The organism is Kocuria sp. LHG3120, from assembly GCF_049897445.1.
In the GTDB taxonomy this organism is placed as follows: domain Bacteria; phylum Actinomycetota; class Actinomycetes; order Actinomycetales; family Micrococcaceae; genus Kocuria; species Kocuria rosea.
This window is the reverse complement of sequence record NZ_JAFCWG010000006.1, coordinates 21,614-35,249: the sequence shown is the minus strand read 5'-3', so window position 1 is coordinate 35,249 and position 13,636 is coordinate 21,614. Positions and strand designations below refer to the sequence as shown.

Here is a 13,636-nt window from a genome sequence, read left to right as displayed (position 1 = left end):
GGCGCCGCCCTACCCGGAGCGGGCGCCGTTCCTGAGCCGCCAGGTGGCCAGGTGCCACGTGGGCCCGGGATCGCGCAGGTCCCACACACTGTGCTGGGCGCCGCGGCCCCAGCGGAGGGTGTCGGCGACGTCCGCGGCCAGACCGCCGCGGCGCTCCACGGAGGCCCGTCGCAGGTCCCCGGCGAGCCAGGCGTAGCGGACCCCGGGGCGGGCGTCCGGCAGCTCCGGCACGGGCGCGCCGAGCACCAGCCGGCCCCACGCGTCGGCCAGCCCGGGGCGGGCGGCCTCGGCCAGGGCCATCGAGCCGAAGAAGCGGCCGTTGAGGTCGATGAGCTGCGGGACGCCGTCGTCCCCGGTGAGGAACTGCAGCTCCACGAGGCCCCACCAGCCCAGGTCGCGCAGCAGCACCTCGGCGCGCGCCGCGAGCTCCTCGTCGACGGGCACCGTCTCCGCACGGGCCGAGACGCCGTTGGGCGTGGGCCACAGCCGGGAGGTGGTCTGCTGCACCCGGCCGCGCAGGCGACCGTCGTGGTGGACCCCGATGAGGGCCCCGAGGGTGCCGCGCACGGGCACCTGCAGCACCGGTTCGGCACCGGCCTCGCGGATCCGCCGCACCTGTCCGGCGGCGGCGGGGGCGTCCGGGAAGAGCTTGGCCTCGATGCGGTGGGGCCGGGTCTGCCCTGGCGCCCAGTGCGCCCGGCACTTGACGACGACCGGGCCGTCCCAGGCGGCGAGCGCCTCGTCCGTGGCCACCAGCGTCCGGGGGGCGGCGAGGCCCGCCCGGGCCGCCCGGTCCGCGAGCCCGACCTTGTCGAGGGCCTCCGCGACCACGTCCGGGCCCGGGTGCGCCACCGACGCCGGGAGGTGCTGACGGTAGGCCGAGACCGCGGCCATCCAGTCGTCGCCGGCGCCGAAGACGACGTCGTAGGACCCCTCCGCGACCGCCCGGCGGACGCCGTCGATGAAGCGGGCGCCGTCCCCGCGCGGGCGGGGCACCTCGTGGCGGGTCGCGGCCGCCCGCGTGGCGCCGAGCATGCCCGGTCCGTCGGGGGTGCCGACGCCCACGTGCCAGCCCGCCCGTTCGAGGGCGCGCGCCGCCGCGAGGGCCCCCCGGTCCCGGCCCGTGCCCACGACGAGGGCCCGCCGCGGGGCCTGCGCGGCGCGCTCCGGCTCCCGGCGGCGGTGGTCGAGCGGTGGTCGAGCGGCGGTCATCGGTCCTCCATCGGAGTGTGCGGGCGTCCCCTCCACCGTAGTCGGGGCACGTGAGAGGTCGGTGCGGCGGGTCAGCACGCGCGACGGCGCCCGCTCACCGTGCGGTGGGCGGGCGCCGTGGCTGGACGGTGCGGCGGGGTCCTACTCGGCGTCGTGGTCCGTCTCGAGGATCTGCACGAGCGCGTCGAGCGCGTCGTCGGCGCCCGCGCCCTCCGCGCGGAGGACGACCTTGTCCCCCTGGCCGGCGCCGAGGGACATGAGGGACAGCACGCTCGAGGCGTCCATCGCCTCGTCCTCGGGCTCGCCCTCGGCGGCGATCGTGATGTCGAGGTCGTACTCCCCGGCGGCCTCGGCGAAGATCGCGGCCGGACGGGCGTGCAGGCCGACGGACGAGGCGATGGTGGCGGTGCGTTCTGCCATGGTGGTGCTCCTTCGGGTTGCGGGGCCCTGGGTGACGGGCCCCGGTGGTTGGGGTGGTGCGGAAACGGTGCGGTCGGTGGGTCAGAGGCCGAGCTCGGCGAGCACGCTGAGCTCGGTCCGCACGGCGGCGGCGGCCTCCTCCGCGCTGGGCTGCTCGATCGCGACCTCGGCGAGGGCCTGGGCGGTGGCGAGGTCGACGCTGCGCAGCACGGCGGCGACCGCGGCCAGTCCGCGGGGGCTCATGGACAGGGTGTGCACCCCGAGGCCCACGAGCACCACGGCGAGCGCGGGGTCGGCCGCGGCCTCGCCGCAGACGCCCACGTTGCGCGGGCCGGCGCCCTCGGACTCGGCCCGGCGGGCGCCCTCCACGGTGTACCGGATCATGCGCAGCACGGCGGGCTGCCACGGGTTGTTGAGCTCCGCGAGGGAGCCCATCATCCGGTCGGCGGCCATCGTGTACTGGGTCAGGTCGTTGGTGCCCAGGGACACGAACTTGACGTGGCGCAGGATCTGGTCGGCGGTGACGGCCGCGGACGGCGTCTCGACCATGACCCCGGGCACCCGCAGGCCTGCGGCCGTCGCCATCACGGCGAAGTCCCGGGCCTCGGAGGGCGTGGCGATCATCGGCGCCATGACCCACACGTCCGCGTCCGTGGCCTTCTCCGCCAGCGCGATCGCCTCGAGCTGCCGGGCGAGCACGCCCGGCACGGAGCGGTCCGTGCGGTAGCCCCGGACCCCGAGCGCGGGGTTCGGCTCGGCGGTGTCGGTGAGGAAGGGCAGCGGCTTGTCCGCCCCGGCGTCGAGCGTGCGGACCACGACCTTCTTGCCGGCGAAGGACTCGAGGATCGCGGTGTACTGCTCCACCTGCTCCTCGACCGAGGGCTCCTTGTCCCGGCCCAGGAAGCAGAACTCGGTGCGCAGCAGTCCCACGCCCTGGGCCCCGGCCGCGGCCGCCGTGCGGGCGTCCTCGGGGGTGCCCACGTTGGCCAGCAGCGGGATCTCGGTGCCGTCCGAGAGCACGCCGCGGCCGTCGAAGGCCTCGCGCGCCGCGGCGCTGCGCACCCAGGCCTCCACGAGCTCCTGCTCGTCCGCGCCGGGCTCGGTGCGGATCTCACCGGTGGCGCCGTCCACGAACACGCGGGTGCCGTCGGCGAGCGCCTCGACGCCCCGGGCCGCCACGACCGCGGGGAGCCCGAGGTTGCGGGCCAGGATGGCCGTGTGGGACTGCGGGCCGCCGCCGGAGGTGACGAGGGCCAGGACCATCTCGGGGTCCAGGGTCGCCGTGTCGGCGGGCGCGAGGTCCTCGGCGGTCAGCACGAACGGGACGTCCCGCTGCGGCACGCCCGGCATGGGCAGCCCCTGGAGCTGGGACACGAGCCGCGCCCGGACGTCCTCGATGTCCGCGGCGCGCTCGGCCATGTACCCGCCCAGGGCGCGCATCTGGTCCGCGTAGTCGCTCGCGGCCTCCCACAGGGCGCGCTCGGGGGCGAGCCCCTTGCCGTTGACGAGCTTCGCGGCGTTCTTCAGCAGTGCCTTGTCCCCCGCCATGAGCGCGGTGGACTTGAGCACGTCCGCGGCGTCCTTCTCGGTCGCCACCTCGGCGCGGCGCTTGAGCTCGGCCTTGACCGCGGCGGCGGCCGTGTGCAGCCGGGCCACCGCCGCCTCGGGCTCCTCGTCCCGCAGCATCAGCCCCGCGGCCGGCTCGGAGACCGGCTCCGGCATGCTCAAGAGCTCGCCGATGACGCGGCCCGCGCACACCCCCACGCCTGTCAGTGTCTGCATCGTGTTCCTCTTCCTCGAGAAGGCTCGGATCGGTGCGCACGGGCCCCGGGCGGGGCCCGTGCGCACCGCTCAGGCGGTGGTCGGCACAGCGGCGGCGTCCTCGCGCGAGCGGGTGGCGTCGGCCACCCGGCCGTGCGCACCGCCCACGTGCTTGAGGGCGACGACGATGCCTGCTGTGACCACGGTACCGACAACCACCGCGAGCAGGAACATCAGCGGGTTGCCGATCACCGGCAGGATCCACACCCCGCCGTGCGGCGCGGCGGAGGTGACGCCCGTGGCCATGCTGATCGCGCCGGTCACGGCGCCGCCGACCATGGACGCGGGGAGCACGCGCAGCGGGTCGGCCGCGGCGAACGGGATGGCGCCCTCGGAGATGAAGGAGGCTCCCAGCAGCCACGCGGCCTTGCCGTTCTCCCGCTCGGCCACCGTGAAGTAGCGCTTGGCCACCGTCGAGGCGAGGGCCATGGCCAGCGGGGGCACCATGCCGGCGGCGATGACCGCGGCCATGATCTCCTGCGGGGCGGTGTTGGCGACGGTCGCGGCCCCGAGGCCTGCGGCGGCGAACGTGTAGGCGACCTTGTTGATCGGCCCGCCCAGGTCCGAGCCCATCATCAGGCCGAGGATCGCGCCGAGCGCCAGCGCACTGGCACCGGTCATGCCGTTGAGGACCTCGGTCAGCCACGCCATGAAGGTGGCGATCGGCCCGCCCAGGACCAGCAGCAGCAGACCCGCGGCGAAGATCGTGGCGAGCAGCGGGATGATCACCACGGGCATCAGCGAACCCAGCCAGCGGGGCAGCCGGGGCTGCGCCAGCCAGTAGGCGGCGAGACCGGCCAGCAGACCGCCGACGATGCCGCCAAGGAACCCGGCGCCCATGAAATTCGCGACCAGGCCGGCCGCGAAGCCCGGGGCGATGCCGGGACGGTCGCTCAGGCCGTAGGCGATGTAGCCGGCCAGTGCGGGCACCAGCAGGCTCATGGCCAGGTTGCCCATCTTGAACAGAACCGCGCCGATGTACTGGGCGAGGGTGAACTCGCCGAGGTTCCAGATGGTGGAGCCGGTCAGCACGTCGTCGGCGATGTTGGCGATGTCCGCCCCGGCCACCATGAAGCCGAAGGCCATGAGCAGCCCGCCCGCGGCCACGAACGGGATCATGTAGCTGACACCGGTCATCACGGCCTTGCGGATGCGGGTCCCCCAGCCCTCGTTCGCGCCGCCGGTGGCGCCCTGGTCGGCGTCCCCGCCGGCCCCGCCCTGCACGCGCGGGGCGTTCGGGTTCCCGGCGTTGGCGAGGGCCTCCTCGATCATGACCTTCGGCTCGTCGATGCCGCGCTTGACCGGCGAGGCGACGAAGGGCTTGCCGGCGAACCGGGCGCGGTCCCGGACGTCGACGTCGGTCGCGAAGATCACCGCGTCCGCCGCGGCGATCGTGGCGGGGTCCAGCTTGGTGAAGCCGGCGGAGCCCTGGGTCTCGACCTGGAGGTCGACCCCCATGTCCTCGGCGGCGTAGGTCAGCCCGTCCGCCGCCATGTAGGTGTGGGCGATGCCGGTGGGGCAGGCCGTGACGGCCACGATCTTCTTGCCGGCGTGCGGGCCGGCGTCGCCCGCGGCCGGGGCGGCGGACGCCGGCGCGGCGCCCCCGTCCGCGGCCCGGGCGTCGACCGAGGCGGGCACCGCGGCGGCGGACGTGGCGCCGGCGGTCGCCGGGCCGGTCGCGGAGGCGCCCTCGGCGGTCCCGCCGAGCCCCAGCGCGTCGTCGACGATCCGGACGACCTCCTGCTCGGACCGCGCGGCGCGCAGGGCGGCCACGAAGTCCTTCTTCATCAGCGAGCGGGCGAGCTTGGCCAGCAGCTTCAGGTGCGTCTGGTCGGCGCCCTCGGGCGCCGCGATGAAGAAGACGATGTCGGCGGGGCCGTCCTTGGCGCCCCAGGGGACGCCCTGCGCGAGCCGGGCCATGACCAGGGTCGGCTCGGTCACGGCGGCGGAGCGGCAGTGCGGGATCGCGATGCCGCCGGGGATGCCGGTGGCGGTCTTGTTCTCGCGGGCGATGGCGTCCGCCAGCAGCCCGTCGAGCTGCTCGGCGCGGCCGGTGCGCTGCACCAGGGCGGCGAGCCGGCCGATGACGGATTCCTTGTCTGCTCCCAGGTCCTGGTCGAGCGAGACCAGGTCGGGAGTGATGAGCTCGGACACGATGTCCTCCTTGAGCGGCCGGGCCGGTGGCCCGGGTGGTTCGGATGAGGTGGGGTGGAGTGGTTCGGTTCAGCCGGAGACGGCGCGCGCGGGGAGCTCCCGCACGGTGACCGCCTCGGGGGTGGTCTCGGAGAGGGTGGGGACCCGGGTGCCCGGCAGGGCGGCCGCCGCGGACCCGGAGGCCACGGCCTGCCGCAGGCACTCCGGCGCCGCGTCCCCGCGCTCCTGGGCGATGAGGTAGCCCGAGAGCGAGCTGTCGCCGGCGCCCACGGTGGAGCGCACGGCCACGGGGGCGTGGACGGCGTGCCAGGAGCCCTCCGGGACGGTGAGCACGGCCCCGCCGGCCCCAAGGGTCGTGAGGACCGCGCCCAGGCCGCGGTCCACGAGCGCGGCGGCGGTGGCGGCCGCGAGGTCGGGGTCCGCCTCGAGCCGTTCGCCGTCGACCGTCCCGACGAGCTCGGCGAGCTCCTCGCCGTTGGGCTTGATGAGGTCGGGCAGGGCGTCGTCGCCGGACACGGCGCCCTGCAGCGCCGCCCCGGAGGTGTCCACGGCGAACAGGGGCGAGCGCTCCCCCAGGGCCGTGCGGACCCGGCGGACGATCCGGGCGTAGACGTCCTCCGGGGCGCCGGGCGGCAGCGAGCCGGCCAGGACCACCCAGGAGGCGTCCGCGCCGCGGTGCACCAGGAGCTCGACGACGGCGTCGACGTGCTCGGTGCCCAGCGGCGCACCCGGGGCGTTGATCTTGGTGGTGGTGCCGTCCGGCTCGGTGATCGTGATGTTCGAGCGGATCGGGGCGCCCACGGGGACCGCCTCGTAGGGGACCTCGGCCGCGGTGAGCTCCGCCAGCAGCGGATCGCCGGGGTCGCCCGGCAGCACGGCCAGGGTCGGGACGCCGCTTGCGCGCAGCGCCCGGGAGATGTTCACGCCCTTGCCGCCGGCGTCCTGCCGGGCGCCGTCGGCGCGCTGGACGGCGCCGCGGCGCAGCGGCGCCGGGAGCTCGACCGTGCGGTCGAGGGACGGGTTGAGGGTGACGGTGAGGATCACGCGATCACCACCTCGACGTCGGCCTCCTCGAGGGCGGCGGCCAGCTCGGGGCCGGGGGCCCGGTCGGTGATGAGGGTGTCGATCTCGTCGAGCGACGCGAAGCGCATGAGGGTCTCCTGATCGTGCTTGGCCGAGTCGCAGAGGACCACGACCCGGCGGGAGGTCTGGATGATGGCGGTCTTGACGACCGCCTCGATGGGGTCCGGGGTGCTCAGCCCGAACGCGGCGTGGATCCCGTTGCAGCCCACGAACGCGAGGTCCGGGCGCAGGCGGGTGTAGTGCTCCGCGGCCCGTCCGCCGGCGGCGGCCCAGGTGAGCTTGCGGACGCGCCCGCCGACGAGCTCGAGCCCGATGCCCGAGGCGTCGGCGAGCTTGGCGGCGATGTGCAGGGCGTGGGTGATGATGAGCTGCTCCTGCCCGTCCGGCAGGGTGGAGTCGGTGCGGACGATGAGGTCGGCCAGGGCCTCGACGGTGCTGCCGGCGTCGAGCACGACGGCCCCCGCCCCGCTGGTGCGCAGGAGGTCGAACGCCGCCTGCGCGATCCGCCGCTTCTCCGGGGTGTTCAGGTGCTTGCGGGAGGAGATGGCCTTCTCGTCGGACGTCGACTGGTCCGCGGAGACGGCGCCCCCGTGCACCCTGCGGAGCCTGCCCGCGGCCTCGAGGGCCGCGAGGTCGCGCCGGACCGTCTCCATGGTGACGTCGAAGCGACGTGCCAGGTCCGCGCCGTTGACCCGGCGAGTCGTGAGCACCAGCTCGGCGATCTCGGCCTGGCGTTCTTCTGCGAACATGGCGTGCACCTCACGGACGAGAACGATGGACTGTCTTTGCGTTCCCTTGAGTTTATGTGAGTTCGTGTGGTTTTACCAGGGGTTGTGGTGATCCACTTCACGAAAGGCCACAATCGGCGGCGAGGCCCCGGCCGACCGGGCGGGGCACGGTGTCCGCGCCGCGGCGTAGCCTGGATCACGGACCGCCCGGTCCGCCCCGCCCGTCCCGCCACCAGGAGCGGACGCCCATGCTTCTCCGTCTCGTCCGGCAGCACACCGGCCGCTACCTGCCGTGGGTCCTGGCCGTCGTCGCGCTCCAGCTGGTCGCCACGATCGCCGCGCTGCTGCTGCCGAGCCTCAACGCCCGGATCATCGACGAGGGCGTCGTCCGGGGCGACACCGGCCTGATCCTGCGCGTCGGGGAGGTGATGCTCGGCGTCGCGCTCCTGCAGGTGGCGGCCGCCGTCGCCGCGGTGTACTGCGCGGCCCGGGCGGCGATGGGCACCGGCCGGGACCTCCGCCGCGCCGTGCACCGGCAGGTCGGCTCCTTCGGCTCCCGCGAGGTCAACGGCTTCGGCGCCCCCACCCTCATCACGCGGGGCACCAACGACGTCCAGCAGATCCAGATGCTCGTGCTCATGGGGCTCAACTTCATGGTGGCGGCGCCCATCATGTGCGCCGGCGGGATCGTGATGGCCCTCCGGGAGGACGCCGGGCTCTCCTGGCTCGTGTGGGTGTCGGTGCCCGTGCTCGGGATCGCGGTGGGCGTGCTGGTGGCCCTGCTCATGCCCCTCTTCCGGCTCATGCAGGGGCGGATCGACCGGATCAACGCGGTGCTGCGCGAGCAGATCGTCGGCATCCGGGTGGTGCGGGCCTTCGTGCGGGAGGACCACGAGCGCCGCCGCTTCGCGGCCGCCAACCGGGAGCTCACCGACGTGTCGGTGCGCATCGGCTCCCTGTTCGTGCTGATGTTCCCGGTCATCACCATGATCCTGCACCTTGCCACCGCCGCCGTGCTGTGGTTCGGCGGCCAGCGGGTGGGGGCCGGGCAGATCCAGGTCGGCTCGCTCACCGCGTTCCTGCAGTACCTCCTGCAGATCCTGACGGCCGTGATGATGGGGACCTTCATGGTGATGATGGTCCCGCGCGCCATGGTGTGCGCCGAGCGCATCACCGAGGTCCTGCGCACGGAGCCCTCCCTGCGGGAGCCCGCCGAGCCCGCGGTCCCCGCCTCCCGGACCGGCGCGGTGGAGCTGCGCGACGTGACGTTCCGGTACCCCGGGGCGGAGCTGCCCGTGCTGGAGGGCGTGGGCTTCCGGGCCGGGCCGGGCCGGACGACCGCCGTCGTCGGCGCCACCGGGTCGGGCAAGTCCACCCTCCTGCACCTCGTCCCCCGGCTGCTGGACCCCACCGGGGGCACGGTGGAGCTCGACGGCGTCCCGCTGCCCCGGCTGTCCCACGAGCAGATCGCCGCCCGGGTGGCCCTCGTGCCGCAGCGGCCGTACCTGTTCTCCGGCACCGTGGCCTCCAACCTCCGGCTCGGGGACGCCGGGGCGACGGACGAGGAGCTCTGGGCCGCGCTGCGCACCGCGCAGGCGGAGGACTTCGTCCGCCGGATGCCCGGGGGGCTCGAGGCCCCGATCGCCCAGGGCGGCGTCAACGTCTCCGGCGGGCAGCGGCAGCGGCTGTGCATCGCACGGGCGCTGGTGGCCCGCCCGGTGGTGTACCTCTTCGACGACTCGTTCTCCGCCCTGGACGTGGCCACCGACGCCCGGCTGCGCGCCGCCCTCGTGCCGGCGACCCGGGACGCGACCGTCCTGGTCGTGGCCCAGCGCGTGTCCACCGTCCAGGACGCGGACCAGATCCTCGTCCTGGACGCCGGGCGGATCACGGCGCGCGGGACCCACGACGAGCTGCTGGCCTCCTCCGGCACCTACCGGGAGATCGTCGAGTCGCAGACCCGCGCGGAGGAGGTGGCCTGATGGCCGCGCCCGCCCCGCCGCGCAGGCCCCAGCACTTCTGGGCCTCCGCCGGACGGCTGCTGGGCCTGCTCGCCCCGCAGCGGCGGGCGCTGGCGCTCGTCCTCCTGGCCGGGACCGTGTCCGTGGCGCTCAACGTCTGGGCCCCGCTCGTCCTGGGCCGAGCGATGGACGTGATCTTCACGGGGGTGCTCGGCCGGGACATGCCCGCGGGCGCGACGCGGGAGGAGGTGGCCCAGGACCTGCGGGACCGGGGCGAGCAGAACCTCGCGGACCTGGTCTCCGCCGCGGACGTCGTCCCCGGGGCGGGGATCGACTTCTCCGCGCTCGCCCGGCTGATCGCGGCGGTGCTGGTCATGTACCTGGTGGCCTCGCTGCTGATGTGGGCGCAGGGCTGGCTGCTCAACCGCCTGGTCATGCAGGTGGTCCACGACCTGCGCAGCGCGGTCGAGGACAAGCTGAACCGGCTGCCGCTGGGGTGGTTCGACACCCGTGAGCGCGGGGACGTGCTCTCGCGGGTGACCAACGACGTCGACAACGTCCAGACGGCGCTGCAGCACTCCTTCGCCCAGCTGGTCCAGTCCCTGCTCACGGTGGTGGGCATCGTGATCATGATGTTCGTGGTGTCGTGGCAGCTGGCGCTCGTGGCCCTGGTCGCCCTCCCCCTGTCCGCGGGGGCCGCCGGGTTCATCGGGGTGCGCGCCCAGCGCCTGTTCACGGAGCAGTGGCGCGCCACCGGCGCCCTCAACGGGCACATCGAGGACTCGTTCTCCGGCCACGAGTTGATCAGGGTCTTCGGCCGCGAGCAGGAGATGGCCGAGCGCTTCGACGAGCGCAACGAGGAGCTGTACCGGGCGGCCTTCGGGGCACAGTTCGTCTCCGGCACGATCATGCCCGTCATGCAGTTCATCTCCTACCTCTCCTACGTGGGCATCGCCGTGCTCGGCGGGCTGCGCGTGGCCTCCGGGCAGCTGAGCCTCGGGGCGGCGACCGCGTTCATCCAGTACTCGCGGGAGTTCACCCAGCCCCTGTCCCAGATGGCGGGCATGGCCAACACCCTGCAGTCCGGGGTGGCCTCCGCGGAGCGCGCCTTCGAGCTGCTCGACGCCCCGGAGCAGCAGGCCGACGCTACCCGCGCCCGCCTGCCCGCACGGTCCCCCGGCCGGGTGCGCTTCGAGCACGTCTCCTTCTCCTACGTCCCGGGGACCCCGCTCCTCCAGGACCTGACCTTCGAGGCGCTCCCCGGCCGGACGGTGGCCGTCGTGGGGCCCACCGGCGCCGGCAAGACGACGCTCGTGAACCTGGTGCTGCGCTTCTACGAGCTCGACGCCGGGCGGATCATGCTGGACGGCGTGGACATCACCGACCTCTCGCGCGCCGAGCTGCGCTCCCGGGTCGGGATGGTCCTGCAGGACGCCTGGCTGTTCGGCGGGACCATCCGGGAGAACATCCGCTACGGACGGCTGGACGCCACGGACGAGGAGGTGCTCGAGGCCGCCCGGGCGACCCTCGTGGACCGCTTCGTGCGCGCGCTGCCGGAGGGCTACGACACCGTGATCGACCCGGAGGGCAGCAACGTGTCCGTGGGCGAGCGGCAGCTCATCACCATCGCCCGGGCCTTCCTGTCCGACCCCTCCCTGCTGATCCTGGACGAGGCGACGTCCTCGGTGGACACCCGCACCGAGGTGCTCGTGCAGCAGGCCATGGCCGCGCTGCGCAGCGACCGGACCTCGTTCGTCATCGCGCACCGTCTCTCCACCGTCCGCGACGCGGATATCATCCTGGTGATGGAGGACGGCCGGATCGTGGAGCGGGGCGCCCACGACGACCTGCTCGCCGCCCGGGGCGCGTACGCCGCGCTGCACGCGAGCCAGTTCGCGGCTCCGGCGGTCCCCGACGACGCCCCCACCGACCAGCAGCCCCTCGACGTGCAGGAGAGCACCACCCATGACACCCCGTGAGCTCTACGGCCGCTTCGCCCTCGCGGAGGCGGTGACCTGGACGCTGCTGATCCTCGGCATGGTCCTGAAGTACACGGGGGTCTCGGAGGCCTTCGTGCCCGTCTTCGGCATGCTGCACGGGGTCGTGTTCCTGGGCTACTGCGTGGTGACCTGCTTCGTCTGGGTGGACCAGCGGTGGTCGGCGGGCTTCGGGGCCCTGGGCCTGGCCAGCGCGGTCGTCCCCTGGGCCACGATCCCCTTCGAGCGCCGCGCCGAGCGCACGGGCCGGCTCGCCGGCGGATGGCGCCTGGCCCCCGGCGGCGACCGTCCCGCCACCGTGCCGGAGCGGCTGGAGGCCTGGTCCCTCCGCAGCCCGTGGCTGGCCGTGGCGGCGGGCGCGGTCGTGGTGGCGGGCCTCACCTCGGTGCTCCTGTACCTGGGACCGCCCGTTCCCCGCGGCTGAGCCCGGCCCGGCCGCGCCGGTTCCTGGCGGGCCCGCACCCGGTATAGCGTGGACGCCAGGACGGCCCCGCCGACCCACGGCGGCGCCACGAGGAGGATCCACGTGACCAATTTCGCCAACGTCGAGCGCCGGCACCTCGCCGCGCTCCTGCGCCGACTGGGCCCCGACGCCCCGACCCTGTGCGAGGGCTGGAGGACCCGCGACCTCGCCGTGCACCTCGTCGTGCGCTCCGGGCGGCCGGACGTCCTCGCCGGTCAGGTGCTCCCGCGGGTGCCCGTGCTGGGCGAGCGCGCCCGCCGCGCCGAACAGGCCGTCGCCGGCCAGCCCTGGGAGGAACTCGTGCGGAAGGTGGAGCACCCGCCGCTGTACTCGCCCGCACGGCTCGGACCGGTGGACAAGCGGATCAACACCGTGGAGTACTTCGTCCACCACGAGGACGTCCGCCGGGCCCAGCCCGACTGGCACGAGCGCCCGCTGCTGCACGACGAGGAGCAGGCCCTGTGGCGGTCCCTGAGCCTGCTGGCCAAGGTGGTGCTCAAGGACGAGGAGGACACCGTGGTGCTCATCGCCCCGTCCTACGGCGCGGTGCGCGGCGGCCGCGGGAGGACGGGGACCGTGCGCGTGCTGCGCGCCGTGCCGAGCGAGCTGGTGCTGTGGGCCCTGGGCCGCCGGGAGCAGGCCCGGGTGGAGCAGTCCGTCGAGTAGCCCGTGATCCGCACCGACGACGGAGGGGGACCGCGCGCCGCGCGGTCCCCCTCCTGACGTCCCCGGTCCGTCAGCGGAACAGGTCCGCCCGGACGCCCATGATGATCCGGTCACCGGGGCGCGCGGTGCGCATGTACCGGGCGACCTCGTGCTCGTGCAGGGCGATGCACCCGGCCGTGGGCTTCTTGTTCGCGTGCAGGAAGATCGCGAAGCCGTTGCCCTGGACGATGGACGAGTCGGGCGGGCGGTTGTAGTTGATCACCACGCCGAGCCGGTAGTCGCCGGACAGCGAGAAGTACCACATGTTCTCGTCCGGCCAGGTGTAGCCGGTGGACTCGAAGTACTTGTTGTAGAGCGTGCCCAGGCGGCCGCCCCACCGGGAGTTGGGGTTGAGCTGCCGGTAGGGCAGCGCGGTGCCCGGGTTGTAGACCCCGAAGGACTCCGTGACCGAGTACGAGCCCTGCGGGGAGAACAGGTACTGCGTGTGCCCCGAGGGCACCCCCGGCCGCTTGAACCCGCTGGCCCCCACGTAGGCGGACGTCCGCCACTCCTCGACATAGCTTCCGCCGATCCGCACGCAGTTGACGAACGTGGCCTGCGAGCGCCCGTAGCCCTCGGCGATGGTCAGGGACACGCGCGCCGCGTTGCGGGTCGGCTGCACGGAGCGCCCCGTGTTGAGGTGGTGGCACTCGCCGCGGAACAGGTGCGTCCGGGCGCCGGTGGCGCGGCTCCAGGTGACGAGTCCCCGCTGGAACTTCTGGTGCACGGTGCCGGTGCCGACCTCGTCCGTGACGGGGTAGCCGAGCGACCCCCGCTCGCGCTCGGCCGCGGTCCAGGTCTTGCCGATCGCACCCCAGGTGTTCACCGTCCGCGCCCCCGTCGAGGAGGTCCAGTAGATCGTGCGGTGGCCCGAGAACGACTGCCGGCACCCACGACCGGCCAGCCCGCAGATCTCGTCCGTGGTCGGATAACCGTGGGTCCCGGACTCACTCCCGCCGAGGGCCCACTTCTTGCCGATCGCACCCCAGGTGTTCACCGTCCGCGCCCCCGTCGAGGAGGTCCAGTAGATCGTGCGGTGGCCCGAGAACGACTGCCGGCACCCACGACCGGCCAGCCCGCAGATCTCGTTCC

Annotated in this window: 11 protein-coding genes (1 of these 11 only partly in view); 4 read left to right on the top strand and 7 right to left on the bottom strand. The window is 74.3% G+C overall.

Going from position 1 to position 13,636, the window contains the following annotated elements; genetic code table 11:
- Positions 1-9: 9 nt before the first annotated feature.
- The 6 genes from ACP7CD_RS12615 to ACP7CD_RS12590 form a co-directional block, all read right to left on the bottom strand.
- Positions 10-1,212: an ATP-grasp domain-containing protein gene (locus ACP7CD_RS12615; RefSeq protein WP_426120316.1), complete on the bottom strand. Its 1,203-nt coding sequence runs from the start codon at positions 1,210-1,212 to the stop codon at positions 10-12.
- Between the two features lie 141 nt (positions 1,213-1,353).
- Positions 1,354-1,632: an HPr family phosphocarrier protein gene (locus ACP7CD_RS12610; RefSeq protein WP_017832764.1), complete on the bottom strand. Its 279-nt coding sequence runs from the start codon at positions 1,630-1,632 to the stop codon at positions 1,354-1,356.
- Positions 1,633-1,713: 81 nt separating this feature from the next.
- Entirely contained in the window at positions 1,714-3,414 is a 1,701-nt protein-coding gene (ptsP, locus tag ACP7CD_RS12605; RefSeq protein WP_426120315.1) for a phosphoenolpyruvate--protein phosphotransferase, read from the bottom strand.
- A gap of 69 nt (positions 3,415-3,483) precedes the next feature.
- A complete protein-coding gene (locus tag ACP7CD_RS12600; protein WP_095650825.1) occupies positions 3,484-5,607 on the bottom strand; it encodes a PTS fructose transporter subunit IIABC in 2,124 nt (707 codons plus the stop codon).
- Positions 5,608-5,676: 69 nt separating this feature from the next.
- On the bottom strand, positions 5,677-6,651 hold the full coding sequence (locus tag ACP7CD_RS12595) for a 1-phosphofructokinase family hexose kinase (RefSeq protein WP_426120314.1): 975 nt from the start codon (positions 6,649-6,651) through the stop codon (positions 5,677-5,679).
- Positions 6,648-7,439 carry a DeoR/GlpR family DNA-binding transcription regulator gene (locus ACP7CD_RS12590; RefSeq protein ID WP_017832768.1) on the bottom strand — a complete coding sequence of 264 codons (792 nt, stop codon included), beginning with the start codon at positions 7,437-7,439 and terminating at the stop codon, positions 6,648-6,650. Before ACP7CD_RS12590 ends, ACP7CD_RS12595 begins: the two co-directional genes overlap by 4 nt.
- Positions 7,440-7,666: 227 nt before the next feature.
- Between ACP7CD_RS12590 and ACP7CD_RS12585 the strand changes: the two genes are divergently transcribed.
- The 4 genes from ACP7CD_RS12585 (at position 7,667) to ACP7CD_RS12570 (ending at position 12,505) form a co-directional block, all read left to right on the top strand.
- Entirely contained in the window at positions 7,667-9,400 is a 1,734-nt protein-coding gene (locus ACP7CD_RS12585; protein ID WP_426120313.1) for an ABC transporter ATP-binding protein, read from the top strand.
- Positions 9,400-11,358 (top strand): ABC transporter ATP-binding protein, encoded by a 1,959-nt coding sequence (locus tag ACP7CD_RS12580; RefSeq protein WP_426120311.1) that lies wholly within the window; start codon positions 9,400-9,402, stop codon positions 11,356-11,358. The genes ACP7CD_RS12585 and ACP7CD_RS12580 overlap by 1 nt, the downstream gene beginning before the upstream one ends.
- Positions 11,345-11,800, top strand: a complete 456-nt coding sequence (locus tag ACP7CD_RS12575; RefSeq protein ID WP_017832771.1) for a DUF3817 domain-containing protein — start codon at positions 11,345-11,347, stop codon at positions 11,798-11,800. Before ACP7CD_RS12580 ends, ACP7CD_RS12575 begins: the two co-directional genes overlap by 14 nt.
- A 102-nt stretch (positions 11,801-11,902) precedes the next feature.
- The gene (locus ACP7CD_RS12570; RefSeq protein WP_017832772.1) at positions 11,903-12,505 is read left to right on the top strand and encodes a TIGR03085 family metal-binding protein; all 603 of its coding nucleotides are present in this window, start codon (positions 11,903-11,905) and stop codon (positions 12,503-12,505) included.
- A 70-nt stretch (positions 12,506-12,575) separates the two neighbouring features.
- On the opposite strand, the gene ACP7CD_RS12565 is transcribed toward ACP7CD_RS12570, so the two are convergent.
- Positions 12,576-13,636, bottom strand: partial view of a L,D-transpeptidase family protein gene (locus tag ACP7CD_RS12565; protein ID WP_426120441.1) — the 3' portion only. 454 nt of this gene lie beyond the right edge of the window; 1,061 of the gene's 1,515 nt are visible here — the last part of the coding sequence; the start codon falls outside the window, past its right edge — the gene reads right to left on this strand; its stop codon occupies positions 12,576-12,578.